This window comes from Pseudomonas sp. D3-27 (genome assembly GCF_051132165.1).
In the GTDB taxonomy this organism is placed as follows: Bacteria; Pseudomonadota; Gammaproteobacteria; order Pseudomonadales; family Pseudomonadaceae; genus Aquipseudomonas.
Map to the genome: position 1 here is coordinate 3606024 of NZ_CP071667.1, position 24474 is coordinate 3630497.

Consider the following 24474-nt stretch of genomic DNA (forward strand, 5'->3'; position numbering starts at 1 on the left):
AGTGTGGCCGATGTCGATCAAACATGTTTTCAAGCGCACCGGCGGCTGGCTGTACCTGAACACGTCCATGGGTCGCCATCCATTGCGTGGCGCCGGCGTCATCCTGATGTTGCACCGGGTATTGAACAACGACCGCGCCGCCGAGCTGCCCCACCGCAATGAACTGTGCGTGGGGCCCGAAGCGTTCGAACACCTGTTGATCTGGTTGCAACGGCATTTTGAATGCGTGCCCTTGATGACCTTGCTGCTGGCCGACCCGGAAAGCGTTCCGGACCGTCCTCGGGTGGCCCTGACGTTCGATGATGGCTGGCGTGACAACGCCATGAACGCCTTTCCCCTGCTGCGTCAGTACCAGGTGCCGGCGAGTATTTTCCTGTCCACCGATTTCGTCGGCAGTCGCCAGCATTTCTGGTGGGAAAGCATCGGCGAAACCCTGTGGGGCAGCCACGGGCAAGTGGCGCGGCATTCGCTGATCGAGCACTTGCAGCACGTCGGCCGGCCGTTGCCGGTGCTGCTCGACGACATCGACGACGAGCGCCGCAGCCTGGCGCTGCTGCATTACCTGCAAAGCCTCAAGACGCTCGAACCAAGCACTTTGAGCGATCTCACCGAAGCCTGCCCGCAAGGCTCGCAACCCCAGGCGCTGGATTGGCCCCAGGTGCGCATGCTCGAAGATTCCGGGCTGATTCGTTTCGGCCCCCATGGCGCCAGCCACGCGATTCTGACCGGGCTGGACGATCAGCGCCTGCATGAAGAACTGACCCGCAGTTGGACCGCGCTGGAAAATGGCTGCGCCCAGCCGCTGCCGGTGTATTGCTACCCCAACGGTGACAATGATGTGCGCGTACGCGAGCAGGTGGCGGCCCACGGTTTTCCGTTCGCCCTGGGCACCGAGGCCGGGCTGTATCGCCACGACGGCGACCCGTTGAACCTGCCGCGTTTCGGCGTCAGCCAGCGCAACGCCCATCACCCTGAATTGCTCGCCTGGCGCATTCGCCGAGGAGCCCGTCCATGAGCCGTGCACACTATCTCAAGCATTTGGCGCTAAGCATGGGCACGCGCCTGGCGATGATCGGCCTGCGGCTGTTGCGCAATGTGTTGCTGGCACGAATCCTGGGGCCCAGCGAACGCGGACTGTTCGCGCTGCTCAGCACCCTGCCCGACCTGATCAGCGCCGCCACCAGTGGAGGCCTCAATTCCGCGGTGGGTTACCAGGCGGCGCAGCAGCGCTCCATGGGTCTGTTGCTTTGCCAGGTGTGGGTTTTCGGGTGTCTGCTGGCCGGGTTGCTGACACTGTTGGTGGTGGCGCTGGCGCGTGAGTTCGGCGCTGAGCTGGACATCACCGCGCAGCTGGGATTGCTGGCTTGGCTGCTGTTGCTGGCCGTCCCCCTGACGGTGCTCAAGAGCGGCCTGCTGACATTGCACAATGCTTCCGGCGGCGTAGGCGCGTTCAATGCGCTGCGACTGATGGAATCCCTGGCGCCGTTGCTGCTGTTTGTAGCGCTGTTCTGGATGTGGCAAGACACGGCGCTGGAGGCGGCGCTGATCAGTTGGCTGGCGGGCCTGAGCCTGGTGGTGCTGGCCGGCTGGATGTGGTTGCGGCGCGATCATGTGGTCACCCTGCGCTGGGATCGCACCGGCCAGAACGAACTGTTGCGTTATGGCGCCCGTAGTCATCCGGACCTGTTGTTCCAACAAGTGATGCTGCGCTCGGATTTTTTGTTCATTGGCGCATTGCTGGGCAGCACGGCGCTGGGTCACTACGCCATGGCCAGCGCCGCGGCCGAACTGCTGCTGATCGTGCCCGAAGCGGTCACCACGCCGCTGATGAAACGCCTGCTCCAGCAAGACACCGACATGCAGCGCCTGACCCCGCTGGCCTTGCGCCTGACTGCTACGGTGATGCTTGGTGCCTGCCTGGGCATGGCGCTGATTGGCGAATGGCTGATCATCACCCTGTTCGGCACCGCCTATCAACCGGCGTACCCGGCGCTGTTGGCGTTGCTGCCGGGATTGTTCGGCCTGTGCTACGCCAGCATCTTGCGCCTGGACCTGCTGGGCAAGAACCGTCCCGGCACCGTTTCACTGCTGATGGGCGTGGGCGCGCTGCTGAATCTGGCCCTGAACCTGATCCTGATCCCGCGCTACGGCATCGTCGGCGCTGCCGCCGCTTCCTCGATCGCTTACCTGGGCGTGACCCTGGCGCTGCTGACGATGTACTGCCGTCTCAGCGGTGTGGCGCTGTGGCAGACACTGATCATCCTGCCCAGCGATTTGCTGCCGATGCGCCAGATGTTGTTGGGGAAATCCGCGTGAATATCGTCGCCCGCCAGACCGCCATCGCGAGCAAGCTCGCTCCCACAGGCGCCGGTTGCGTCCAGCCGAGTTCCCCTGTGGGAGCGAGCTTGCTCGCGATGGCGGTGGGTCAGCTTGCTGTGATGATGAAGCTAACCGCCTCTTCGCGAGAAGGCTGGCTCCCACAGAGGAAAATGGCCGCGGGTCTATGTCTTCTGGTATTGGCCACCTCGGCCCATGGCGCGTCCATGCACTGGACCAACATCCGCGACGGCAGCCTGTATCTGCAAACCGATCGCCCGGACCAAGTGACCGTCCGCTGGGTTCCGGCCTGGCAGGCCGAGGCCAATACCGAACACCTGTATCTGCTCAACGGCCAAGGCCGGTTAGTGGGTGAGCGCCTGGTCAAGGCTGCCCAAGTGCGCGGCGAGCAGCAATGGCCGCTGTTGCCCGGGGCGGCCAGCTATCGGTTGGAGATCCCCGGCTACAGTTTCCGGCGCTATACGGTCGAACACGATGCCCGCACCCGCGCGCTGTTCGCCCCGGCCAAAGTGCACTTCAGCTCGGAAACACACGATGGTGATGAGCTTTATTTCAAAGTCGCAGCCGGCGAACAGGCTGTGCTGGCCGGCAAATTCCACGGCGGCGTGCGTGCGCTGCAAGCCCGGCGCGTTGCCGATGGCAAGCAGGTGCAACTGAACCTCAAGCCCTACCGGGCCTATTGGCAATTCGACACAGTGGCCCTGCCGGTGGCGGACGCGGACCAGGTCTGGCGCCTGCATCTGCAAGGCAACGGCAAGGCAGCGTTCTGGCTGGACGGCACCGCCAACCTGTTCGCCCAGGACCCGGCGCAACTGCAGCCGCTGCGCCAGGATCCGGGGCGAACCCACCTGACGCTTCACGCCGATGTACTCGGCACGACTCCAAAGCTGGGGATGTCCCTGCCCTACGTACTGCCTCCGCCCTCCAGCTACGCCGTGCTCGATGCGCTGAACCCCCGGGCGGCCAGCTATTACAGCCTCGTCGATGTCACGGCGGCCAAGGCCGATCATGAGGACGCGTTTCGACGTCTGTACCAGGATCGCTTTGGCATCACCCAAGACATCACTCTGCTCGCTGGCAGCCAGCGCAGGGCCGATCTGCAAGCCGACCGGACCAGCGGCAACGGCCTGCAAGCCTGGCTCGAATCGACCCGCGCCCTGGGCGGCAAAGGCATCCACTATCTCAGCTTTGCCGATGAGCCGAACCTCAACTATCCCGACTTCGACAGTTTCCAGCAGGTGTTCCAAAGCCTGTCCGCCCAGGTCCGCGCCAACCCTGCCAACAGCCGCGCCGGCGTCCGCATCGCCATACCGGCCAGTTCGCGGTTCACCAACGGTCCATTGGCCGAGAACGCCGCAGACAAACGTGGCATCGACTGGGCACGACGGCTGCTGGAAACATCGAGCGCCCAGATCGACGCCCTGGCCTGGCATGAATGGATGATCCGCGACCTGCTGGCGACCCGCGTCTATCGCAACAGTGTTCGTCGGGCCGCCAACCTGGTGGGATTGGACAACCAGGACCGGCCGCGCAAAGCCTTGCTGCTGGACCAGACGAATATGTCCAGCGGATCAAGCCTCAGCCCTTACGACCAGGAAACCCATTACGCCGCCCTGTGGTGGACGTCGGTGGCCATCAACGCCTCGGCCGACGGCTGGCTGGACATGCTCAACTGGTTCATGTCCGCCGACGAACCGGAGTACCCCAAGGGCATGGTGCGGATACTGGACAACCAACGCTTCGAGCTCAAGCCGGTGGGGTTGGTCCAGCAATTCATCCAACAGCATTGGCTCGGCCAGGTGCTGCGCATGGACAACGATGCGTTTGAGGTCGATGCACTGGCCATGGCCAACGGCCTGGAGCGCAGCCTGCTTGGCGTGAACAAAAGCGTCCGGGCCCATCAAGTCAGCCTCGACGGCATGACCTGTCCGCAGCCCGGCGCTGCCCTGGTTTATTTCGGCCCGGACAACATCAGCCGCAACGTTCCATTCGAATGCAAAGCCGGCCAACTCGGTTTCCTTTTGCCAGGTGAAACCGTGTTCGCCCTGAGTTGGACGGCCTCTGTTTTTCCTCAACCCGCCACCCGTCAGGAGGCACCATGAAAGCTCTGCAAAAATTGCGCGATCGCATTCGGAAAAAAGGCTTGCGCTCGGTTATCAAACTGCTGGTACGCCGCTTCGTGTTCTTCCATTCGCGACTGGTATGGCTCGAACACGATGTAAGGATCCCGCTCAAACCGCATAACCTGCGGCCCTACCCACCGGTGCGCCGGGAGTTCATCACCGTCAGCAATGCCGATGCCTTCGCCACGCATTTCGGCGACCGTGTCGAAACCATGCGCGAGTTGGCAGCCGAAGGCTATACAGGGTTCATGTACCTGGATGACAAGGGCAATACCGTGGGGTTTGCCTGGGCGAGCACGCGAGACTATTTCGATCGCCACTTCTATCGCTGCTGGTTTCCGGTCAAGCCCGGTGAATACTTTCAGTTCGGTGGAGAGATGACCCGTGCCTACTGGGGTTCGCAGCTGTCGGCGGATGTCCAGGCGGACGTTTGGAAAGTCATGGCTGACCAGGGGTGCAACAAGATGGTCGATGTCTGCGACCTGGAAAACACCCCGGCGATCAAGATGCATATACGCATGGAGTTCGTGGAGCGTGGGCAGATCACCCATGTGTACTGCCTGTTTGGACGCTTTCGGTTTTTCCGCGATACGTTCTACACCGGCTCGGTACTGGACGCCTTCCGTAAACCGGCTCGGCCGGTTGCATCGACTGCGACGGCTTGATGCTCATGGCGATCCGGTTCCAATGGTATGGCTCTCTGAGCGCGGCGGATTTCCCTGTAACGGCTTTTGAACAGCTGCGCGCACAGGTGACCGACGCAACGCCGTTCAACACCTTGGCCTGGCTGCAAGCATCGGAGTTCGCGCTGTTGCCCGACCAGCAGTTGCATGTTCTGCTGGGCTGGCAGGACCAGGACCTGCTGCTGTGCCTGCCATTGATCAGCGGACAGGAGCGTGTCGGCGGCCTGCGGTTCCGGGTCTTGCATCACCTGGGTTACCCCTTGGCCGACCGTATCGCCTTACTGGCGCGCCTGGACGCCGACGGCATGGGCCAGGCGCTGACGCAGATCCGCCAGTATTTACCGCATGCGCTGCTGCAATTGAACGAAGTGGTCGAGCCGGTGGGCGAGCAAAGCGTGCTCAGTGCATGGATGGCGATGAGCTCCACCGGGGAGCGGCGGCTCAGTTGCCGGGTTCCGGTGCACTTGATCAGTGCCAGCGATCACCAGGAAATTTCCGGCGACCCACGCTACAAGTTGCGCCGGGCGCGCAAGCGAATCGCCGCGTGTGGTGCACAGATTCGCCGCATCACGCCGGACGCCATCGGCATGGGGCCGCTGCTGCGGACCCTTGCCGAGGTGGAGGCCGCCAGCTGGAAAGGCGAGGAAGGCGTCGGCATCTTCGCCGACCCCAGGCGTCGGCAATGGATGAACCATGCCTTCACCGCCCTCGCCGCCCAAGGCCTGGTGCGGGTGGTGACGCTGGAGCTGAACGGCGAATGCATCAGCTATCGCCTGGGCCTGTTGGATCAAGGGCGACTATATGACTACAACCTGGCGTTCCTGCCGCAGCACGCCGACCTGGGCAGCGGCCGCGTATTACTCGAGGAATGGATTCGCTGGGGGCTGGACGACAACTGGCGGTGGATCGACGCTTCACGGGTCAGCCTGGAAAATTCGAGCCATCAACTGCACGAACGTATGACCGGACAACTGGAACATTGGCGTTGGAGTTTTTATTCCTGGCAGCCCGATGGCCTGCTCATGGGATTCGCCTTGCGGCTATGGAAAAGCCTGAAGCCTTGGCTAGGCAAGCGCCGGGCCAGACCGACCGCGACGACGGCCTCGTCCTCTTCCAAGCGCCAGGAAAACACACATGCCTCGCCAAGTGATCATCAACGCTGACGATTTCGGACTCAGCCTCAGTGAAAACGAACTGATCCTGCGGGCGTTCGAAGCAGGCGTCATCAGCTCCGCCACCGCCATGGCCAACATGCCGGCCTTCGACCAGGCCTGTGAACTGTCCCGGCACCCGTTGCTTGAAGGACGCATCGGGTTGCATTTCAATCTCAGCTACGGACCGCCACTAAGCCAGGCAATCAGGGCGCGACGGAGGTTTTGCAATGCCAACGGCGAATTCGACCTCAACCTGTCACGCTACTGCCTGCACTTGGGAGCGGCCGATCTGGCAGCGGTGCAAGCAGAACTTCAGGCGCAATGGCAGCATTGCCTGGACCGCGGCCTGCGCCCCAGCCACCTGGACTCGCATCAACACGTGCATAACATCTGGCCCGTCGGAGAACTGGTGGCACGCTTCGCAGCGCGACAAGGCGTGCCTATGCGCCTAGCACGCAACCTCGGCCCCAACCTGAGCGTGCCCAAGCGCATCTTCAAGACGCTGCTCAACCATCGTCTGCGCCAGCTCTGCGGCGCAACCGCCGATTACGTCTGCACCCCGGCGGACCTGCACCACGCCGCACCGCCGGTCCATGGCTCGCTGGAAGTGATTGTCCATCCACTGGAACTGGACGGGGATTTTGGCGATGCCAGCCTGGCGCCTGGCAATTCATTGACCCAAGTGCTTCAGCGGCGCCTGGCGGGGGTGCCAAAGGTCGGGTATGGCGGGAATGGCCGCAGGTTGGCGCTGGTTGAATTTGGGGATGTGCACTGAAGGGGCACGTGGCGAGGGAGTTTGCTCCCTCGCCACGGAGGGGCGTGTGTCAGTGGTGCAGGCTTGCCCGCGCCAGCAAGGCGCGGCGATCGATGGCTTCGCGCAGTCGACGTTTTTGCTCCTCCCATACGTCGGCATCGACCCGGGCCGAACGCATCAATGCGAGCATCGCTTGCTTGGCGTTGACGTATTCAGCCCATGCATCCCGAGCCTTGAGCCGGAGTCGTTCTTCATCGCTCATGTCCATGCGCCGCAGGGCCAAGGCGCATTCGTCCTTGATCAAGGGGCCCAGGGTCGTCTGGATCTTGTGCGGTGCCTTGAAACCTGCCGTACCGGCGACGATTTCCCGCGCCCGGCCCAAGCCCCACTCCAACGCCTGGCACAGCGGCTCGCGCATGCTCCGGTCATGGAATTGCTCGACCCAAACGGCGCCGTTCGGACGATAGACACAGACGAAGACCTGCGTGACGGACTGGTGATTGATCCTCGCCTGGACCTCGACATGGGTGCCGTCGTCGAGGATTTCTTCATGGTTGCGGCCCGGCAGCCGACTGTTCACCCAAAGCCAATACTGTGCGCTTCTACGTCGCATCCCGTCGCCCTCCCCTAAGGAACAGGCAGTAAGGCACACGGGTGGAGTAATTTCCAGTTGCGCAAAGCGCCCTCCAGACGAATGACAGGCTCGCCTAGCAGTCGAGCTTTTTCTCCACTTGGGCCACCTCGTCCTGCAGTTTTTCGGCATCCTGCTCGTGGCTTTTGATCGACTTGGGCGTGATGGTCTTATCCACCTTGTCGGTCGCCGGATCGGGGTGGTGAACGTCGCGCTCCACCACTGGCACCGGGGCGCCGGTGGCATCCTTGGCGGGTGCATGATTGTCGGCTTGGGTTTGTCCTTTGGAATGTTCGTTCGTCATGGCGTCGTCCTCGGTAAGGATGGATATTGAGTTTCGAGTGGGACGAAACGGCGAGAGTTCGATCGGCTTGCACTCGCCCTCCCAAGGCAGAGCGAGGCACCCAGTGGCAAGTTGTCCGAAACTCCTGCGCGCCCCTGCGCGAATCTGCTAAAAGGCAACTTCTGTTACCCGTAGCGAATCGCATCGATGCCTTCTTTATTCTCTCGTCTCAAACAGCGCTGGCTGGCCTGGTCGTTCATGGTCGCGATAGTGGCCGGTTTGCCGGTGGGCTGTGCAGTGTTGCAACACAAGGAGCGCGAGCTGGTGTTTCGCATCGAGCCGGGGACGGCGAGCTGGTTCGGTGGCCTTCCCAGCGGTGTGCAGGAATTCGATCTCAAGCCCAAGCAGCTCAGGGCCGGGGAAAACATTCACGGCTGGTGGTGGCCGGCCGAACGCAAGGACGCGCCGGCCATCCTGTACCTGCACGGCGTGCGCTGGAACCTGACGGGCCAGTTGTTTCGCATCCAGCAGCTGAGGGCCTTGGGCTATTCGGTGCTGGCGATCGATTACCGTGGCTTCGGCAAAAGCCAGGGCGACCTGCCATCGGAATCCAGTGTCTACGAGGACGCGCGAATCGCCTGGGAGCGCCTCGAAACGCTGCAACCGGACCCGGCCTTGCGGCTGATCTACGGTCATTCACTGGGCGGTGCCGTCGCGGTTGATCTCGCTGCGGATCTGGCTCAGAAAGCCGCGAGCAGTGGCAGCGCCGTACCGGCCAGGGGCCTGGTGATCGAATCCACGTTTACGTCGTTGGGTGATGTCGCCACTGCGATGGCGGACACATCCTTGCCGGTGCGCTGGTTGCTGTCGCAGAAGTTCGATTCCATCGACAAGATCGGCCAGATCAACATGCCGCTGCTGATTGTCCACGGTGCCGCCGACCGCTACGTACCGCCGCGTTTCAGCGAGCAGTTGTTCAACGCCGCCCGTGAACCCAAGCGTTTGCTGTTGGTGCCAGGAGCCACGCACAACAACAGCATGAGCCTGGCGGGCCGCACGTATCGCCAAGCGCTGGATGCGTTGATGAAACCCCAGCCAACACCGGTGGCCAAACACGCTCAAGCAAGCGCCGCCAAGGCGGGTTGATGCGCAAATCCCACGGGGGATTGGTTTTGAGTTCAAACTCGCGAAAAAAAACGGCACCTTTCGGTGCCGTTTTTTCATTGCCGTGCAACGTTATTTACGCGCCGCTTCCCACGATTTCAGCAGCTCGGTGTAGCTCACGGTTTCACCTTTAGGCTTCTCGTTCGCCAGTTTCGGCTTCGGTGCGCCCGGCTGATCGAACCAGTATTGCGCGTCGCGCTCAGGGTTCATCTTAGGTGCGCAGGTGGCTTGAGCCTTGGAGCGTTCCAGACGCGTCATGATGGCGTCCTGGTCCTTGGCCAAGCCATCGAGGGCTTGTTGCGGAGTTTTCTCGCCGCTGGCCGCTTCGGCGATGTGGCTCCACCACAACTGCGCCAGGCGTGGGTAGTCCGGCACGTTGGTCCCGGTCGGCGACCATTGCACGCGGGCCGGGCTGCGGTAGAACTCCACCAGGCCACCGAGCTTCGGCGCCAGGTCGGTCATCGCTTGGGAGTTGATGTCCGATTCGCGAATCGGCGTCAGGCCAACGATCGTCTTTTTCAGCGACACGGTCTTGGAGGTTACGAACTGTGCGTAGAGCCAGGCCGCGAGGCGCTGTTTCTCAGGCGTGGACTTCATGAACGTCCAGGAACCCACGTCCTGATAGCCCAGCTTCATGCCCTCTTCCCAATACGGACCGCGTGGCGAAGGCGCCATGCGCCATTTCGGCGTGCCGTCGGCGTTCACCACCGGCAGACCCGGCTTGGTCATGTCGGCGGTGAAAGCGGTGTACCAGAAAATCTGCTGGGCGATGTTGCCCTGGGACGGCACCGGGCCGGATTCGGAGAAGGTCATGCCCGCCGCTTCCGGTGGCGCGTACTTCTTCATCCAGTCCACGTACTTGGTGGTGGCGAACACGGCCGCGGGGCCGTTGGTGTCCCCGCCACGGGTCACGCTGGAGCCCACTGGATGGCAGTCCTCGACGCGGATACCCCACTCGTCCACTGGCAAACCGTTGGGCAGGCCCTTGTCGCCGCCGCCGGCCATGGAGAACCAGGCATCGGTGAAGCGCCAGCCCAAGGACGGGTCTTTCTTGCCGTAGTCCATGTGGCCGTAGACGCGCTTGCCGTCGATCTCCTTGACGTCCTCGGAGAAGAACTTGGCGATGTCTTCATAAGCCGACCAGTTCACTGGCACACCCAGCTCGTAGCCGTACTTTTCCTTGAACTTGGCCTTCAGGTCCGCACGCTCGAACCAGTCGGCGCGGAACCAGTACAGGTTGGCGAACTGCTGGTCCGGCAGTTGATAGACCTTGCCGTCCGGCGCGGTGGTGAAGGAAATGCCGATGAAGTCCTTCAGGTCCAAGGTTGGCGAAGTGAAATTCTTGCCTTCGTTGGCCATCAGGTCGGTGATCGACTCGGTCTTGCCGTAGCGAAAGTGCGTACCGATCAGGTCCGAGTCGTTGACCCAGCCGTCATAGATATTCTTGTCCGACTGCATCTGGGTCTGCAGCTTCTCCACCACGTCGCCTTCCTGCAGCAGGTCGTGGGTCAGCTGGATCCCGGTGATTTCGTTGAAGGCCTTGGCCAGCACCTTGGATTCATACTCGTGGGTGGCGATGGTTTCCGACACCACGTTGATTTTCATCCCGCGAAACGGCTCGGCCGCCTTGATGAACCACTTCAACTCTTCGAGCTGCTGCTCGGCTGTCAGCGTCGACGGCTTGAATTCACTGCCGATCCATTTTTTAGCGGCGTCTTCATAGGCGTCGGCCCAGGCCGTAGCGCTCAGCCCGCTGAGTGCCAGCGCGGCTGCCAATGAAACGCTATGTCGCAGCTTATTGTTTTTATCGAACATAGAGACCTCCTGTTTGGGTTTAAGAGCCTGATCGTCGAGCGACTAGCCCCACCGCATCACTGCCAACAGCCACACCAAAGACAACGCGAACGCTATCCAGATGCTCCAGTCGGTGGCGCCGATCACCAGCAGATGCAGGTAGGCGCTACCGAGAAGACCGATAAACAACCGATCGCCACGGGTGGTGGCAATCGGCAGGAAACCACGCCGAGGGATACTCGGCGAACGCAGTTCCCATGTGGTCATGCCCATCAACAACAAGGCGATGACACCAAAAAACGCCGCCGTCGGGACGGTCCAGTTCATCCATTCCATCATCGACTCCTCAGACCCGGCCCAGGGCAAAGCCCTTGGCCACGTGGTTGCGAACGAACCAGATCACCAGCATGCCCGGCAGGATGGTCAACACCCCCGCCGCCGCCAGCACGCCCCAGTCGATACCCGACGCCGACACCGTGCGCGTCATGACCGCCGCGATCGGCTTGGCATTGACCGAGGTGAGCGTGCGCGCGAGCAACAGTTCGACCCAGGAAAACATGAAGCAGAAAAACGCCGTGACACCGATGCCGGAGCCGATCAACGGGATGAAGATCTTGACGAAGAACTTGGGGAAACTGTAGCCGTCAATGTAGGCAGTCTCGTCAATTTCTTTTGGCACCCCGGACATGAACCCTTCGAGGATCCACACCGCCAGCGGCACGTTGAACAAGCAGTGAGCCAGGGCCACGGCGATGTGGGTGTCGAACAGGCCGATGGACGAATACAGCTGGAAGAACGGCAACAGGAACACCGCCGGTGGCGCCATGCGGTTGGTCAGCAGCCAGAAGAACAGATGCTTGTCCCCCAGGAACCGATAGCGGGAAAACGCATAGGCCGCCGGCAACGCAACGCCCAGGGAAATCACCGTGTTCAGGCTCACGTAGTACAGCGAGTTGAGGTAACCGGTGTACCAGCTCGGATCGGTGAAGATCACCTTGTAGTTCTGGAAGGTGAAATCCTGCGGCCACAGGGACAGGCCGCCGAGGATCTCGGTGTTGCTCTTGAACGACATGTTCAGCAGCCAGTAGATGGGCACCAGCAGGAACAGGATGTAGATCAGCAGTGGAATCAGCTTTCTCTTGCTCATTTTGCGGGCCTCAACGGTTGGCGTCGGCGTGCGTCATGGCGGTATAGAACAGCCAGGACACCAACAGAATGATCAGGAAGTACACCAGGGAAAACGCCGCCGCCGGGCCCAGGTCGAATTGACCGATGGCCATCTGCGTCAGGGTCTGGCTGAGGAACGTGGTAGCGTTGCCCGGCCCGCCGCCGGTGAGGACGAACGGCTCGGTGTAGATCATGAAGCTGTCCATGAAGCGCAGCATCACGGCGATCAGCAGCACGCTTTTCATCTTCGGCAGCTGGATGTGCCGGAACACCGCCCAGTTGGACGCCCGGTCGATCCGTGCCGCCTGATAATAGACGTCGGGAATTGCCCGTAGCCCCGAATAGCACAGCAGCGCCACCAGCGACGTCCAATGCCAGACGTCCATCACCAACACGGTGACCCAGGCATCCATGGTGTTGGCCGCGTAGTTATAGTTGATGCCCAGCCCATTGAGCGTGGAGCCCAGCAAGCCGATGTCGGCGCGGCCGAAAATCTGCCAGATGGTGCCGACCACGTTCCACGGAATCAGCAGCGGAATCGCCAGGATGATCAGCACCAGGGACGACCACTTGCCTTTGGTCGGCATGGTCAGGGCAATGGCGATACCCAGGGGAATTTCAATCAGCAGCACGCACGCCGAGTAGATGAACTGGCGCAACAGCGAATCGTGCAGCCGTGGATCGAGCAGCACCTGCTTGTACCAGTCGGCGCCGACGAAATATCGGCTGGACTGGTCGAAGATGTCCTGCACCGAATAGTTGACCACGGTCATCATCGGGATCACGGCACTGAAGGCCACCAGCAGGAACACCGGCAACACCAGCCACCAGGCCTTGTTGTTCTGCACCTTGTTCATGGCTGCACCTCGCCCACCGGTTCAAGCAAATATTCATCGGCATAGACCATCAGCCATTGGCCCGGAAAACTGATGTACGCCGTGCCTTCCGGCACCGGCTTGTCTTCGGCCAGGCGCACTTTCAGCGGAGCGCCATCGAGGTTGAGGGTCAGGATCTTGTAGGTGCCCAGGTCTTCGACGTGGACCACGTCAGCGCGCATCGCGTCGTCGTAAGGGCCATCCCAGACGTGGACGAACTCCGGACGGATGCCGACCTTCAGGCTTTTGCCCTCGGCTTCGGCGACACGCCGTTGCAAGGTTTGCGACAGGGGCAAATGGGTCGACCCGAAGCCAACGCCACCGGGCTGCGCCGTGACCTCTATCAGGTTCATTCCCGGGCTGCCGATGAAGTAGCCGACGAAGGTGTGGCTCGGGCGCTCGAACAAGTCCCGGGGTGTGCCGAACTGCACGATCTGCCCGCCGTACATCACGGCGATTTTGTCGGCGAACGTCGAGGCCTCCAACTGGTCGTGGGTGACGTAGACCATGGTGATGTTGAACTGCTCGTGGATCTGCTTGAGCTTGCGCCGCAGTTTCCATTTCAGGTGCGGGTCGATCACCGTCAGCGGCTCGTCGAACAGAATCGCCGACACATCGTCGCGCACCAACCCCCGGCCCATGGAGACTTTCTGTTTCTCGTCGGCGGTGAGGTTGCGAGCCTTTTTATCCAGTAGATTCTGCAGGTCCAGGACCTCGGCGATTTCCTGCACCTTGGTGTGGATCCGCGCCTCGGCCATGCCCTGGTTGCGCAGCGGGAATGCCAGGTTGTCGAACACCGTCATGGTGTCGTAGACCACCGGGAACTGGAACACCTGGGCGATGTTGCGCCGCTCCGGGGACAGTTCGTTGACGACTTTGCTGTCGAACATTACTTGCCCTTCGGAAGGGCTGAGCAAGCCGGAAATGATGTTGAGCAAGGTGGACTTGCCGCAGCCCGAAGGCCCGAGCAGCGCATAGGCACCGCCCTGCTCCCAGATGTGGTTCATCTCGCGGATCGCGTAGTCCTCGGGGCTCGTCGGGGTGCTGGTGTAGCTGTGGGCGAGGTTCTGCAAACGAATTTCGGCCATCAGGCAACCCTCGCAATACGCTGACCCGGGGCTTGGACCAGCTTGCCCTCGGCGTCGAAAACAAACAATTTGTGGGTCGGAATGTAGATGCGGATCGGCGCGTCCACGTCGTATTCATGCACCCCCGGCAAATGCAGCACCAGCAGGAAATGTTCGTTGCGCACGTGCAGGAATGTCTCCGAGCCGCTGATCTCGGCCACCTCGACGGTCACCGCCAGTTCAAGGTCATCGTCGTTGCTTGGCACCAGGGAAATATGGCTGGGGCGCACGCCGAAACGGAACTCGCCCTCGCCCACCGGGCGCAGGTCGACGTTCAGCGGGAAATGCACGAAATTGGCGAAGCTGACCTCATTGCCGGCGATACGCCCCGGCATGAGGTTGATCGGTGGTTCGGAAAACAGTTCGGCGGCCAGCACGGTTTGTGGCTGGTGATAGACCGAAGAAGACTTGCCGCTCTGGATCACCCGGCCTTCGTGAAGAATGGTCGTGGTGCCGCCCAAGGCCAGCGCTTCGTTAGGCTCGGTGGTGGCGTAGACGGCGATGGTATGACGGGCCTCGAACAGCTCGCGCATTTCCTGGCGCAGCTCTTCGCGCAACTTGTAGTCCAGGTTCACCAGCGGCTCGTCGAACAGGATCAACTCGGCGTCCTTGACCAGGGCCCGCGCCATGGCCGTGCGCTGCTGCTGGCCTCCGGACAATTCCAGAGGATGGCGCTTGAGGAATTTCTCGATCCGCAGCATTTTCGCGGTTTCCAGGACCTTGCCCTGGATGATCTCCTCGGCCACGCCTGCCTGGCGCAACGGCGAGGCGATATTTTCGAAAACGGTCATGGTCGGGTAATTGATGAACTGCTGGTAGACCATCGACACGTTGCGCAACCGCACCGGGCGCTGGGTGACGTCAACGCCGTTCATCAGGATGCGGCCGCTGTCGGGCTTGTCCAGCCCGGCCATCAAGCGCATGAGGCTGGTCTTGCCGGACAGCGTGCGGCCCAGCAAAACGTTGAAGGATCCGGGTTCGAAATTCAGATTGGCATCGTCGATCCAGGTCTGGCCTTCGACGGTGCGACAGATGTGCTCAAGCTTTAATGACATGGCTCGGCCTTTTTATTATTTGGAGTCAAGCGACCCAAGTAAGAAAGCGAAAGCCGTGCCAGGAATCATAAGTCACTGATCAGGCTGGTATTTCCTTTGATCCACTGAAAAAAGACGTTCACTGATGAACACAAGTGAACAACCATGAATGAACAACTGAACAACCAGTCGGTTGACAATGAACAATTTTGAACAACACTCAATGAACGCTTTCGGCTAGCCTGCCATGCCCTTGTGGGAGCGAGCTTGCTCGCTCCCACAAGGACCGAACACCTATGTGGTATTTTGGCCCTGCCCCAGCACAAGGACTCTGTGCGAGACTTGCCACAACAATAAAAACAGCACCTGCGAGAGTGCCCCATGGCCGCACCTGCTCCTGCCTTGTCCCACGAGGCCATCATCCAGGCTTCCTGGTCCCGTTGCCGTGCCTTTGGCCTGAACCACCAGAGCGTGCCCGCGTTCGACCAACTGCCGGCCGAAGGTATTGCCCAGTTGTTGGAGAGCCAGCATTCACTGGTGCAGACCACTCACCAGGAAGTGCTGCCGTACTACGAGAACATCCTGAGCAACTCCAACTGCCTGATCATGCTGGCCGATAATCAAGGACAGGTCCTGACGTCCTGGGGCACCCAGCGCTTCATCGAACCGAAACTGGCCCATGGCTTCAGCGCCGGGGCGAGCTGGATGGAGCGCTGCACCGGGACCAACGCGATCGGCACAGCATTGGCCTGCGAGCAGGCCGTTCACATTGAACACGATGAACACTTCCTCAAGGCCAACCGGTTCATGACCGGCTCCGCCGCCCCGATCTTCGATGCCGAGCGCAAGGTCATCGCCGTGCTGGACGTCTCCAGCGACAGCTACCTGCCGCCCTCCCATACCCTGGGCATGGTCAAGATGATGAGCCAGACCGTGGAAAATCGGCTGATCCTCAACCTGTTTCGCGGTGAACATTTCCAGCTGACGTTCAACACCGGCCTGAACAACCTCGACAGCCAATGGGCCGGGCTGCTGATCTTCGATGAAAGCGGCCAAGTGCTCTCGGCCAACCGCCGCGCCGACAACCTGTTGGGCCTGAGCCTGTCGCGGGTGAGCATTGAAAGCCTGTTCAAGGTCTCGCTGATGGAATTGCTGAACCAGCCCGACGGCCTGCCGTTCGCCTTGCAGGCCTCCGGACGCAATCGGTTCCAGTGTGTGCTCAGGCGACCGAAACAGGTTTCGGTCAAGCCGCGCATCTTCGCCGAACCGGCGCCCTCGCCCACGCCAGCACCGGCCAATACCGGCATCAGCCTCAACTCGCTGCACTTCGGCGACAGCCGCGTGGAAAAAGCCGTGCGGCAGGCCGAGCGTTTGCTGGAAAAAGATATTCCGCTGCTGATCCACGGCGAAACCGGTGTCGGCAAGGAAGTGTTCGTCAAGGCTCTGCACCAGGCCAGCTCGCGCTGCCAACAGCCGTTCATTGCGGTCAACTGCGCGGCCATTCCAGCGGAGCTGGTGGAATCGGAACTGTTCGGGTATGAAAAAGGCGCCTTCACCGGCGCCAATCAAAAAGGCAGCATCGGCCTGATCCGCAAAGCGGATCGCGGCACGTTGTTCCTCGACGAGATCGGTGACATGCCCCTGCCGACCCAGGCCAGGCTGTTGCGGGTCCTGCAGGAACGTTGCGTGCAACCGGTGGGCAGCGCCGAGCTGTTCCCGGTGGACATTCGCATCATCTCCGCCACCAACCGTTCGTTGCGTGAACAGGTGCAACTGGGGCGTTTTCGTGAGGACCTGTACTACCGCATCGGCGGCCTGACCCTCGAACTGCCGCCCCTGCGCGAACGCAGCGACAAGCAGGCGCTGTTCAAACGCCTTTGGGAACATCACCGCGAACCGACCCAATGGGCCGGCCTGAGCCGTGAAGTGACGGATTTATTCGAGCGGCATCCTTGGCCCGGCAACCTGCGGCAAGTCAGCAGCGTGCTGCAAGTCGCCTTGGCGATGGCCGAGGAACAACCGATCCGCCCAGAGCACCTGCCCGACGATTTTTTTGTCGACCTGGACATGGAGCCGGTGGAAACGCCCGAACCACTTACGGTGGACCTCAACGATGCTGAAGACTTGAACCGCCAGTTGCAGGCCGTGGGCGGGAATATTTCGCATCTGGCGAGACGGCTGGGAGTCAGCCGCAATACCTTGTACAAACGCCTGCGGCAGCTGGAAAGCTGATACAAATCCTGTGGGAGCAAGCTCATTCCCGCAGGGGGAAATGCGCTACCCGAGAACACCTGGAAAAAATGTGGGAGCGAGCCTGCTCGCGAAGGCGTCGGGTCAGCCAACCTCAATGCTGAATGACACACCGCTTTCGCGAGCAGGCTCGCTCCCACAGGTTTCATTTCCTAACTGGAAGCACCGGCTCAGTCGAACGCACCGTTGAGCACTTCATAAATGATGCCAGTGGCAATCGCCACCAGGATCAGGTCCGAGCCGACCTGCTGCCATTCATAACCGTCATAGTGCGGCAAGCGTCCCAACAGCCGGCCATCGAGCTTCTTCGCAATGCCGGGGGGCAACGGCTTGCCTCGGGCCAGGTTTTTCTGAATGCCCGGCGGCAATGCCGGGCCGGGGCTCCAATAATCGCGATAACCGCCAATCACACCCAGGATGCCGCCACGATCGATGCTGGGGCCGTTATGCCAATCGCCACCACCTTGGTTGCCCTTGTTCCCAGGATTCCCTTGCCGCCCCTTGTTGCCTTGCCCGCCCTTGCCTCCTTGCCCTTGACCGGGACCTTGATCAAATTGAGCGTTTCCCTTGCCGTTTCCCGGGTCCGCGACAACAATGCCAGGGCTGGCCGCCAGGGCGAAACAGGTCACTGCGGCAATCAACGAGCGCGATTTGAACATGGCAGTTCTCTCGAAGAAGGGACATCCCCTGTAAAGATATAGAGACTGACGGTGATATTAGTTCCATATCACGCTGCGCGTCGCTTGCCTGGACCGGACAACCCCTGAACACCGCAATCAAGGAGCTTCATGCGCAAGGATTACCTGGCTTTTTTCGTCTCGATGTTCCTCTCGCGGTTGGCCGATCAGATCTTGCTGTTCATCGTCCCGCTGATTGTCTTCCAGACCACCAACAGCGTCTCCTGGGCGGGCCTGGCGTTCTTTGTCGAATCCTTGCCACGCTACCTGGCGTTCCCGATCTGCGGCGCGCTGTGCGACAAGTTTCCGCCGATTCGCATCCTGCACATCAGCCAGGTCTATCGCGCCGCAGCCTGCGGCGTCGCAGTCTTTCTCTATGGCGTCTTTGGCGGTGTCTATTGGATCGTGGCCCTGTCGGCCCTCTGTGGCGTGTTGACTACCCAAGGCATCATGGCCCGCGAAGTGGTCATGCCTTACATCTTCAAGCACTACACCTACACCAAGACGCTGTCCTATTCGCAAATCGCCGACCAGACCGGCTTGGTACTGGGCCCGCTGGTCGCAGCGCTGCTGCTTGAAGTGTGGGCGTGGCACTGGGTGCTGCTGGCGATCGCCGGACTGTTCCTGCTGGCAGACCTGGCCATGTTGTACTGGCAACGCACCAGCTCGGTCACCCTTGAGTCCTTCGAGCAACACCACGACCTCTGGTTGAACCCGTTGCGCATTGCCCTGGGTCACATCCGCAACTTGGCGGAACTGAAAAAAGTCATCAGCCTGGCGGTGGGCGTCAACCTGATCATCGGCGTCACCCTCGCCACGTCGGCGGCCATGGTCATCGGCCACTATGGCGCCGGAAAAGATGATTACGCCGGGCTGCAGGCGGCCGGTGCCGTGACCACCATCGTCATCCTGTTTCTCCTGGCCCGGGTCACCTTGCCTTTGAAACTTCTCGGCGCCCTCTCCTACACGCTGATTGCCCTCGGCGCTTTCATCACCGCGCTCAGCCCGAACATCTGGGGCTACGTCGTCGGTTTCCTGCTGATCGTCGGTTTCGACAAGATGTTCAACGTGTACATGCGCAGCATCCGTCAGCAGGTCATTCCCCCACAGGACTTTGGCAAGACCGTCGGCGTGATTACGCTGCTCAACAACCTGTCGCAACCGTTCGCGGGCTTGCTCGTCGCGGTGTTGGCGGCACCGGTGGGGACGCAGGAGGTGATTGTGCTGCTGGCGGTGGTTACCAGCCTGATCGGTGTCGGTGTGGTCGTGATGAACAGGCAATCAGCACAGGGGACAAGCGTCTACCGCACCGATTCAGATTAACCCCGCCGGAGCCTCGGCTTGTATTATCAGTGACTTATTCTTGAGGCATGGTTGCATCGTTGCCAGCGTCGATGCGCGTCTACCCACTATTCGTCACCTGTTAAATGTTGGAATCTACAGGCGGCCATGTCTGGCTCAGGGTTTGCACTGGCCTGTCTCAGCAGCCAAGAACGACATGATTCTGACGCGGCAGCACATTTATCAATGCTTGGTCAGCAAACGGAGATGTACCGTGTCAACTCTCAACGAAATCGCAGCGAACCACGCGAGAATGGCAAAGTTAAAGGAAGAGGAGTCGATGCGGTTGAGTGCGCTTCAGGGACAGGTGGTGGGAAGTTTTGAAATTCCGCCCATCGAGGCGCCACAGGAGATGTCGCTGCACTTCATGACGGGTATACAGGATCACTCGTTCGGGGAGGCGGCTGCGCTGAGTTTTTGACTGTTGACAGGGCGCCGTCGCCCGTTTGTAAGCGGGCGACTCGGCCGTTCAAAACTGTCTGGCTAAAGCCGCTGCAAGTATGCCGGCCGCAATTGCCGGCAGCGGTTTTTTCAGCGTCAGCATGACGATTGCGGTGGCCAGCAAAGCCAGGCGTGCGCCGTTGTCACCTTTAACCGCCAGCGGAGCCAGCACGGCCACCAACACCGAGCCGGACATGGCCGTGATGAACTGCTGCACCCGATAGTTGATCGGCACGAACGACATCACAAAAACACCGCCCCACCGAGTGGCCAAGGTTACTGCGGCCATGATCAAGATGACAAGCAAGGTGCCATAACCCGCCGTTTCAATGTTCATTGTTGTTTCTCCATCCACACTGCGCCCAGAACGCCCCCCGCCAGAGCACCCACCACGACATGGCTGTTAGCCGGCAAATACCAGTAGGCCAATAGCGATGAGCATGCCGCCACGGTCCAGATGATGAACATGCGCAGGTTCTTCTTCCCACCCACGACCATCGCCAACAAGAAACAGCCCATCACCATATCGAGCCCGAAACTGACCGGGTTCTCGATGACGCTGCCAAAATGAAGTCCCAGCCAACTTCCCAGGATCCAAGTGATCCAGAGTGCAATGCCGCCACCGAATAAAATCCCCAGTCCCGGCTTGCCCCGGTTGAACGCCTGCATCGCCATGGCCCAGTTGGCGTCCGAAACAACCAACATGACACCGTATCGTTTGGCAACGGGTAGCTCCCGTAACCACGGATAAAGCGTCGCGCCCATCAACAAATGCCGGGCGTTGATGGCGAAGACAGTGATCATCAGCGGAACGACCGGCACCTGCTGGCCCCACAGATCCAGCGCGGCAAATTGAGAAGCGCCGGCAAAAACCAGCGTGCTCATGAGCACGGCTGACGTGTCACTCAGGCCCGTTTGTGCAGCCGCCAGGCCGAAAGCAACACCGAACACGACGACAAAAAGAGAGATGGGGATCAGTTGCTTGAAACCGTCATAAACTTGCTTCAGCGTCAGCTCATACAGATGGGATTGATCGTTCGACAAAACATCGCCTCTTCTGGTTTTCCACGGTGTAAAACTGGGAGTATGAGGCTGATTCTGTATGCCGAGAACTTTTTAGCGGGCAATCCAGCAAATCAATAGAGTGAAGCCCGTCACAGACCAGGCGACCGCACAAGCGGCCAGTGCGGAATGTTCCACACCTCCAGCCTTAAAGCGGCAAAATGGGCGCCTCTGAAAGATTCACGTGCGTTTTCGACAAATAGACCAAAGCAGCCAATGTTCTAAACCAGAGCACAGGATTTCTTGGAAGAAAGAAAAATTAATTATGGAAAACAGGAACCTTGAAAATGAGCACGACTGAACAAGTACAAAGCACTGGTAAATACAGCACCAAGTGGCAGGAACGCTTCGACTTCTTTAACACCTACGGTGCGCCAAGCGACCCGCGCTACAAGGAAGCCTTCAAGGCGCTGCCTGGCTTCAAGAAAAAAATACTGATCAATGCAAACGTGATCGCATTTTTCTTCGGCCCTATCTACCTGTTCGTCCTGGGCCTCTGGAAGAAGAACCTGGCCCTGCTGGGTATTTTCCTGGCGATCAACATCGCCTTGAGCGTCATTTTCGCCATCATTGGGATGGAATTTCCGCGGCCGTTGAGCACGGGTCTGAGCATCGCCATGTCGATGATGTATGCGCTGATGACCAACTACGCGTACTACCTCAAGGAAGTGAAAGGCGAGCAAGGCTGGAACCCGTTCAAAGGCATGCGTCTCTGAATGCAGGCTTGGGTCTCAAGAGCCCGCGCCTCGTTATGAGTGTGCGGGCTCTTTGTTTCCGAGTCGTGGAAATTTGGGCAATTTTATTGCGCAGATAGCGCCTCCCAATTGTCTACCCCATGTCGCCTGGCGATACCAGGCCTTACATAGGGAACTCGACAATGGCAGATGACCTGAGCAACCGCGGGCCGCAGGACAGGAACCGCATCAACATTACCGAAGCTTGGGAGTTGAAGTACTGGGCGAATGAGTTCGGGGTGACTGAAGAAGTACTCAAGGCAGCGGTGAAGGCTGCTGGGCCGATGGTGGCCGATGTTCGCGAACAACTTAAAAAATGATGCATTGGCCCTACGGTGCTCCGTAGGGCATGCGTTGGCTACATATTGAGTCTGGTTAACACGAGTCACTTTAAACCACAGGCTGATGCCCAACCATGCGCCAATCACCGGCGTGAGGATCAGCGTCAAGCCGCCTTCAAATCCAAGGGAATGCAGCAACCGCCGCTGCCAGTTGCGATGGCGGCTGGGTTGGCGGCGCTCCCACTCCTCGAACAGGCCGTTGAAAAGCATGTTCCAAGCCAGCGCAACGGCGGAAATCACCAGGGACAGCAGGGTTGAATAGCCCATTCCTTGTTCGTAGGTCAGCGCCAGCGTCGGGGCCACGGACAGCACACCACCAGCTTCATAGAGGATGGCCTGGTTGCGGACGCGGTTGCGCGGGGGGAGTTGATTGATTACCGGCCTGAGGTTCGTTTGGCGGGCGCGCGATATACGGTGGTGTGCGAACCGGGGCGGGAGCGGCAGGTGGAGGTGAGGGCTTTTAGTGAGTGGTTATTGGGGTGGAGTATTGGTTGCACCTGATGTTTCTGCCAATCCACCCCAGGCCGATTACTCAGGGCAAGCTCATTGGCGATCCTGTAGCCACTGCGCCCCCACATCTTGCGCAAGCGCCCCCGAGTTTCTAACCGCCCGCTCAATCGTATCGATCCGCAGGTACACGGCGCCTGTCGTAGCGGCGAGATCATGGGCGATAGTGGTTTTGCCGGTGCCGGGAAGACCGCTGAAAACAATGAGCATTCCATGTCCTTTGACCAATGAGCTAACCCAGTGCAGGCAGCGGTTTTCCAAGAAGGGGCCTTGCGGACTACCTCTCCTACAGAAAACCGAGACCGAACGAAACTCAATCGGTGGCCTTATCAACGGCCAAAGCAACCAACGCAAACGGCAACAGGGCGATGACGAACACAGTCATCCCGACGGCCCCGTAGGCATCGTGGATCTTATCGCCCAGGCTTCGTTTCAAGGGAGCGGCGACGGTGTCCACGGACACGATCAGGGCATAACGATAGGTTTGGGATTGATCATACCGGTCAACATTGCATTGCGTGGTGCTCAAGCTGACATAACGATCACCCATCACTGGCGTACGGTCTTCGTGACTGGCAAGGAGCTGCTTCAACTGTGCGACCTGTACCTCAAATTCAGCCTCACATTCAGGCTGACTGACAAAAGCACGACTCGCCTTCGTAATGAGATCTGGGCGAATCTGATGATCGAGCAAGACCTCGTAGGTATCGCCTTGCTCATCGACGCGCTTGTAAATCTTGGAGCCCGTGAGCGACTCGCCTCCGGTAGCGGAAAGCGCCTTGAACTCATCGCTGGAAAGCGGCTGACCCAAGGTATAACCGTAAATCTGGGGCGCTTTAAACGGTTCCTTTACAGCTTGTGAGGCGCACCCGGCAGATGACGCAATAATCGAAAGACTCAGTGCGGTACAGAGCGTCCTGTTCATGTCTCTTCCTTGAGTTGCGTGGGTGATCCGGGTTCCGGCGTGAAAGATTATCGGAAATAGACAGCGACCGCCGCTATTGAAGGCTTTTTTCATACGCGCTGGCGTAGAAAGCAGAAACCGCAAGAACGATCAAATGTTCTCCCCATGCATTTGATAACGTCGCTCCAGCATTCATGGAGATCGTCATGCTGAGTATCGAGAGGGCCCGGAGGTACATCGGATTGGAGCTGGGATCCCAAAGACCAGGTAGCGGCCATTCGTGTAGTTGTACGGCATTAACGGTCCTCATTCCGAATAGACATCGGAACACATGGTTTGCCCATTCAAACGGCCCATTCATGGCCCTTTTACACGACGCTATCAGATCACGGACGTCCCTTGTTTATGCTTCTCACGACCTGGATCGCCACGGTGGGAGAGCCCCTTCGAAAAGTGAAAAAGCTCGATGCACGAAACGGTTGAAACGAGCGGCATCGCGCCGCAGCCCTGCCTGTTGCCCCCCGATCAGGCACAGGTGGGCCACCTGCCCCATCACTTCTGCTTCGCCTGGCCTATGGGCCAAGCGACGACACGTCCGTATCGCGAAGTCCAATCGTCGTGTGTCTACACGCTGCTGAAACTCGGCCACCAACGGATCGTGCAGCGACCAGGCTCGGATGGAGACTTCCCGCCCAGGTTGTTTCTCAGCGGCAATATTCAAATAGCGTTTCAAGATTTCGCCCGCGCTACGACCCTGGGCCGCAAAAGCGAGCATGCGCTCCGTGTAGTCTTCTTCCCAAGCGGCCAGCAAGGTGCGGACAAAATCATCGCGATTGCGGAAATGGTGATAGAACGATCCGCGGGTCACATTCAAACGGCGCGATAGACTCTCGGCTGACACGCCAATATGCCCTGTCTGATCGAGGGCCTCGAAACCTGCCGCGATCCAATGGTGACGCGTTAGTTTTTCCATTCATTATTTCACTCCCTATTTAGCACCATACAGACTGTGTATGGCGCGCAACCGATAGATACCCTGCGAACACCAGCAAAGATGGCCGTTGCGTTTTGCACGCCAGCACTTTTCATGG

At 59.9% G+C, this 24474-nt stretch carries 25 protein-coding genes and 2 pseudogenes; 12 read left to right on the forward strand and 15 right to left on the reverse strand.

Features of this window, described 5'->3' with window-relative positions; all coding sequences use genetic code 11:
• Nucleotides 1-10: 10 nt before the first annotated feature.
• From J3P92_RS16215 to J3P92_RS16240, 6 genes are all read left to right on the forward strand, one after another.
• On the forward strand, nt 11-1015 hold the full coding sequence (locus J3P92_RS16215) for a polysaccharide deacetylase family protein (protein ID WP_420765788.1): 1005 nt from the start codon (nt 11-13) through the stop codon (nt 1013-1015).
• The gene (locus tag J3P92_RS16220; protein ID WP_434648253.1) at nt 1012-2316 is read left to right on the forward strand and encodes a lipopolysaccharide biosynthesis protein; all 1305 of its coding nucleotides are present in this window, start codon (nt 1012-1014) and stop codon (nt 2314-2316) included. The genes J3P92_RS16215 and J3P92_RS16220 overlap by 4 nt, the downstream gene beginning before the upstream one ends.
• A gap of 227 nt (nt 2317-2543) precedes the next feature.
• Nucleotides 2544-4439, forward strand: coding sequence for a hypothetical protein (locus tag J3P92_RS16225; protein ID WP_434648256.1), 1896 nt, complete (start codon nt 2544-2546; stop codon nt 4437-4439).
• On the forward strand, nt 4436-5125 hold the full coding sequence (locus tag J3P92_RS16230) for an N-acetyltransferase (protein WP_434648259.1): 690 nt from the start codon (nt 4436-4438) through the stop codon (nt 5123-5125). The genes J3P92_RS16225 and J3P92_RS16230 overlap by 4 nt, the downstream gene beginning before the upstream one ends.
• A 5-nt stretch (nt 5126-5130) precedes the next feature.
• Nucleotides 5131-6306, forward strand: a complete 1176-nt coding sequence (locus J3P92_RS16235) for a GNAT family N-acetyltransferase (protein WP_434606705.1) — start codon at nt 5131-5133, stop codon at nt 6304-6306.
• Nucleotides 6278-7072, forward strand: coding sequence for a ChbG/HpnK family deacetylase (locus J3P92_RS16240; RefSeq protein WP_434606708.1), 795 nt, complete (start codon nt 6278-6280; stop codon nt 7070-7072). The genes J3P92_RS16235 and J3P92_RS16240 overlap by 29 nt, the downstream gene beginning before the upstream one ends.
• Before the next feature lie 49 nt (nt 7073-7121).
• On the opposite strand, the gene J3P92_RS16245 is transcribed toward J3P92_RS16240, so the two are convergent.
• Complete coding sequence (locus J3P92_RS16245) at nt 7122-7664, reverse strand: hypothetical protein (RefSeq protein WP_434648262.1); 543 nt, start codon at nt 7662-7664, stop codon at nt 7122-7124.
• Between the two features lie 94 nt (nt 7665-7758).
• The gene (locus tag J3P92_RS16250; RefSeq protein ID WP_434648265.1) at nt 7759-7986 is read right to left on the reverse strand and encodes a hypothetical protein; all 228 of its coding nucleotides are present in this window, start codon (nt 7984-7986) and stop codon (nt 7759-7761) included.
• Nucleotides 7987-8172: 186 nt separating this feature from the next.
• Between J3P92_RS16250 and J3P92_RS16255 the strand changes: the two genes are divergently transcribed.
• Nucleotides 8173-9111 (forward strand): alpha/beta hydrolase, encoded by a 939-nt coding sequence (locus J3P92_RS16255; protein ID WP_434648268.1) that lies wholly within the window; start codon nt 8173-8175, stop codon nt 9109-9111.
• A gap of 90 nt (nt 9112-9201) precedes the next feature.
• Here the strand turns inward: J3P92_RS16255 and J3P92_RS16260 are convergent, their stop codons facing one another.
• Genes J3P92_RS16260 through J3P92_RS16285 form a run of 6 tightly spaced genes read right to left on the reverse strand, consistent with a single transcriptional unit; the run spans nt 9202 to nt 15147 of the window.
• Nucleotides 9202-10944, reverse strand: a complete 1743-nt coding sequence (locus J3P92_RS16260) for an ABC transporter substrate-binding protein (protein WP_420765776.1) — start codon at nt 10942-10944, stop codon at nt 9202-9204.
• Nucleotides 10945-10986: 42 nt separating this feature from the next.
• Nucleotides 10987-11259 carry a DUF2160 domain-containing protein gene (locus J3P92_RS16265; RefSeq protein WP_434648269.1) on the reverse strand — a complete coding sequence of 91 codons (273 nt, stop codon included), beginning with the start codon at nt 11257-11259 and terminating at the stop codon, nt 10987-10989.
• A gap of 10 nt (nt 11260-11269) precedes the next feature.
• Nucleotides 11270-12070 (reverse strand): carbohydrate ABC transporter permease, encoded by an 801-nt coding sequence (locus J3P92_RS16270; RefSeq protein WP_420765775.1) that lies wholly within the window; start codon nt 12068-12070, stop codon nt 11270-11272.
• 10 nt (nt 12071-12080) lie between these two features.
• Nucleotides 12081-12947, reverse strand: a complete 867-nt coding sequence (locus J3P92_RS16275; protein ID WP_420765774.1) for a carbohydrate ABC transporter permease — start codon at nt 12945-12947, stop codon at nt 12081-12083.
• Nucleotides 12944-14053 (reverse strand): ABC transporter ATP-binding protein, encoded by a 1110-nt coding sequence (locus J3P92_RS16280; RefSeq protein WP_434648271.1) that lies wholly within the window; start codon nt 14051-14053, stop codon nt 12944-12946. The genes J3P92_RS16275 and J3P92_RS16280 overlap by 4 nt, the downstream gene beginning before the upstream one ends.
• On the reverse strand, nt 14053-15147 hold the full coding sequence (locus J3P92_RS16285; RefSeq protein WP_420765772.1) for an ABC transporter ATP-binding protein: 1095 nt from the start codon (nt 15145-15147) through the stop codon (nt 14053-14055). Before J3P92_RS16285 ends, J3P92_RS16280 begins: the two co-directional genes overlap by 1 nt.
• Before the next feature lie 360 nt (nt 15148-15507).
• Between J3P92_RS16285 and J3P92_RS16290 the strand changes: the two genes are divergently transcribed.
• Both J3P92_RS16290 and J3P92_RS16295 read left to right on the forward strand, forming a co-directional pair.
• Nucleotides 15508-17358: a sigma-54-dependent Fis family transcriptional regulator gene (locus tag J3P92_RS16290; protein WP_434648274.1), complete on the forward strand. Its 1851-nt coding sequence runs from the start codon at nt 15508-15510 to the stop codon at nt 17356-17358.
• Nucleotides 17359-17398: 40 nt separating this feature from the next.
• A pseudogene (locus J3P92_RS16295) lies at nt 17399-17530 on the forward strand (metal ABC transporter ATP-binding protein); the annotation flags it as partial.
• A 16-nt stretch (nt 17531-17546) separates the two neighbouring features.
• Here J3P92_RS16295 and J3P92_RS16300 read toward each other — a convergent pair.
• Nucleotides 17547-18035, reverse strand: a complete 489-nt coding sequence (locus J3P92_RS16300) for an anti-virulence regulator CigR family protein (RefSeq protein WP_434606717.1) — start codon at nt 18033-18035, stop codon at nt 17547-17549.
• A gap of 129 nt (nt 18036-18164) precedes the next feature.
• Here J3P92_RS16300 and J3P92_RS16305 point away from each other — a divergent pair, with 129 nt between their 5' ends.
• The gene (locus J3P92_RS16305) at nt 18165-19376 is read left to right on the forward strand and encodes an MFS transporter (RefSeq protein WP_434648277.1); all 1212 of its coding nucleotides are present in this window, start codon (nt 18165-18167) and stop codon (nt 19374-19376) included.
• A 232-nt stretch (nt 19377-19608) separates the two neighbouring features.
• Entirely contained in the window at nt 19609-19815 is a 207-nt protein-coding gene (locus tag J3P92_RS16310; protein WP_420765768.1) for a hypothetical protein, read from the forward strand.
• Between the two features lie 48 nt (nt 19816-19863).
• On the opposite strand, the gene J3P92_RS16315 is transcribed toward J3P92_RS16310, so the two are convergent.
• Both J3P92_RS16315 and J3P92_RS16320 read right to left on the reverse strand, forming a co-directional pair.
• Complete coding sequence (locus J3P92_RS16315) at nt 19864-20172, reverse strand: AzlD family protein (RefSeq protein ID WP_186707518.1); 309 nt, start codon at nt 20170-20172, stop codon at nt 19864-19866.
• The gene (locus tag J3P92_RS16320; RefSeq protein WP_420765767.1) at nt 20169-20879 is read right to left on the reverse strand and encodes an AzlC family ABC transporter permease; all 711 of its coding nucleotides are present in this window, start codon (nt 20877-20879) and stop codon (nt 20169-20171) included. Before J3P92_RS16320 ends, J3P92_RS16315 begins: the two co-directional genes overlap by 4 nt.
• Nucleotides 20880-21184: 305 nt before the next feature.
• Here J3P92_RS16320 and J3P92_RS16325 point away from each other — a divergent pair, with 305 nt between their 5' ends.
• Nucleotides 21185-21613, forward strand: coding sequence for a DUF2628 domain-containing protein (locus J3P92_RS16325; RefSeq protein ID WP_420765766.1), 429 nt, complete (start codon nt 21185-21187; stop codon nt 21611-21613).
• Nucleotides 21614-21696: 83 nt separating this feature from the next.
• Here the strand turns inward: J3P92_RS16325 and J3P92_RS16330 are convergent, their stop codons facing one another.
• The 4 genes and pseudogenes from J3P92_RS16330 to J3P92_RS16345 form a co-directional block, all read right to left on the reverse strand.
• Nucleotides 21697-22275 (reverse strand): PACE efflux transporter, encoded by a 579-nt coding sequence (locus tag J3P92_RS16330; RefSeq protein ID WP_434648279.1) that lies wholly within the window; start codon nt 22273-22275, stop codon nt 21697-21699.
• 224 nt (nt 22276-22499) lie between these two features.
• Nucleotides 22500-22689 (reverse strand): annotated as a pseudogene (locus J3P92_RS16335) (AAA family ATPase); the annotation flags it as partial.
• Nucleotides 22690-22792: 103 nt separating this feature from the next.
• On the reverse strand, nt 22793-23404 hold the full coding sequence (locus J3P92_RS16340; protein ID WP_434648282.1) for a hypothetical protein: 612 nt from the start codon (nt 23402-23404) through the stop codon (nt 22793-22795).
• A gap of 391 nt (nt 23405-23795) precedes the next feature.
• A complete protein-coding gene (locus J3P92_RS16345) occupies nt 23796-24356 on the reverse strand; it encodes a TetR/AcrR family transcriptional regulator (RefSeq protein ID WP_434559731.1) in 561 nt (186 codons plus the stop codon).
• Nucleotides 24357-24474 lie beyond the last annotated feature (118 nt).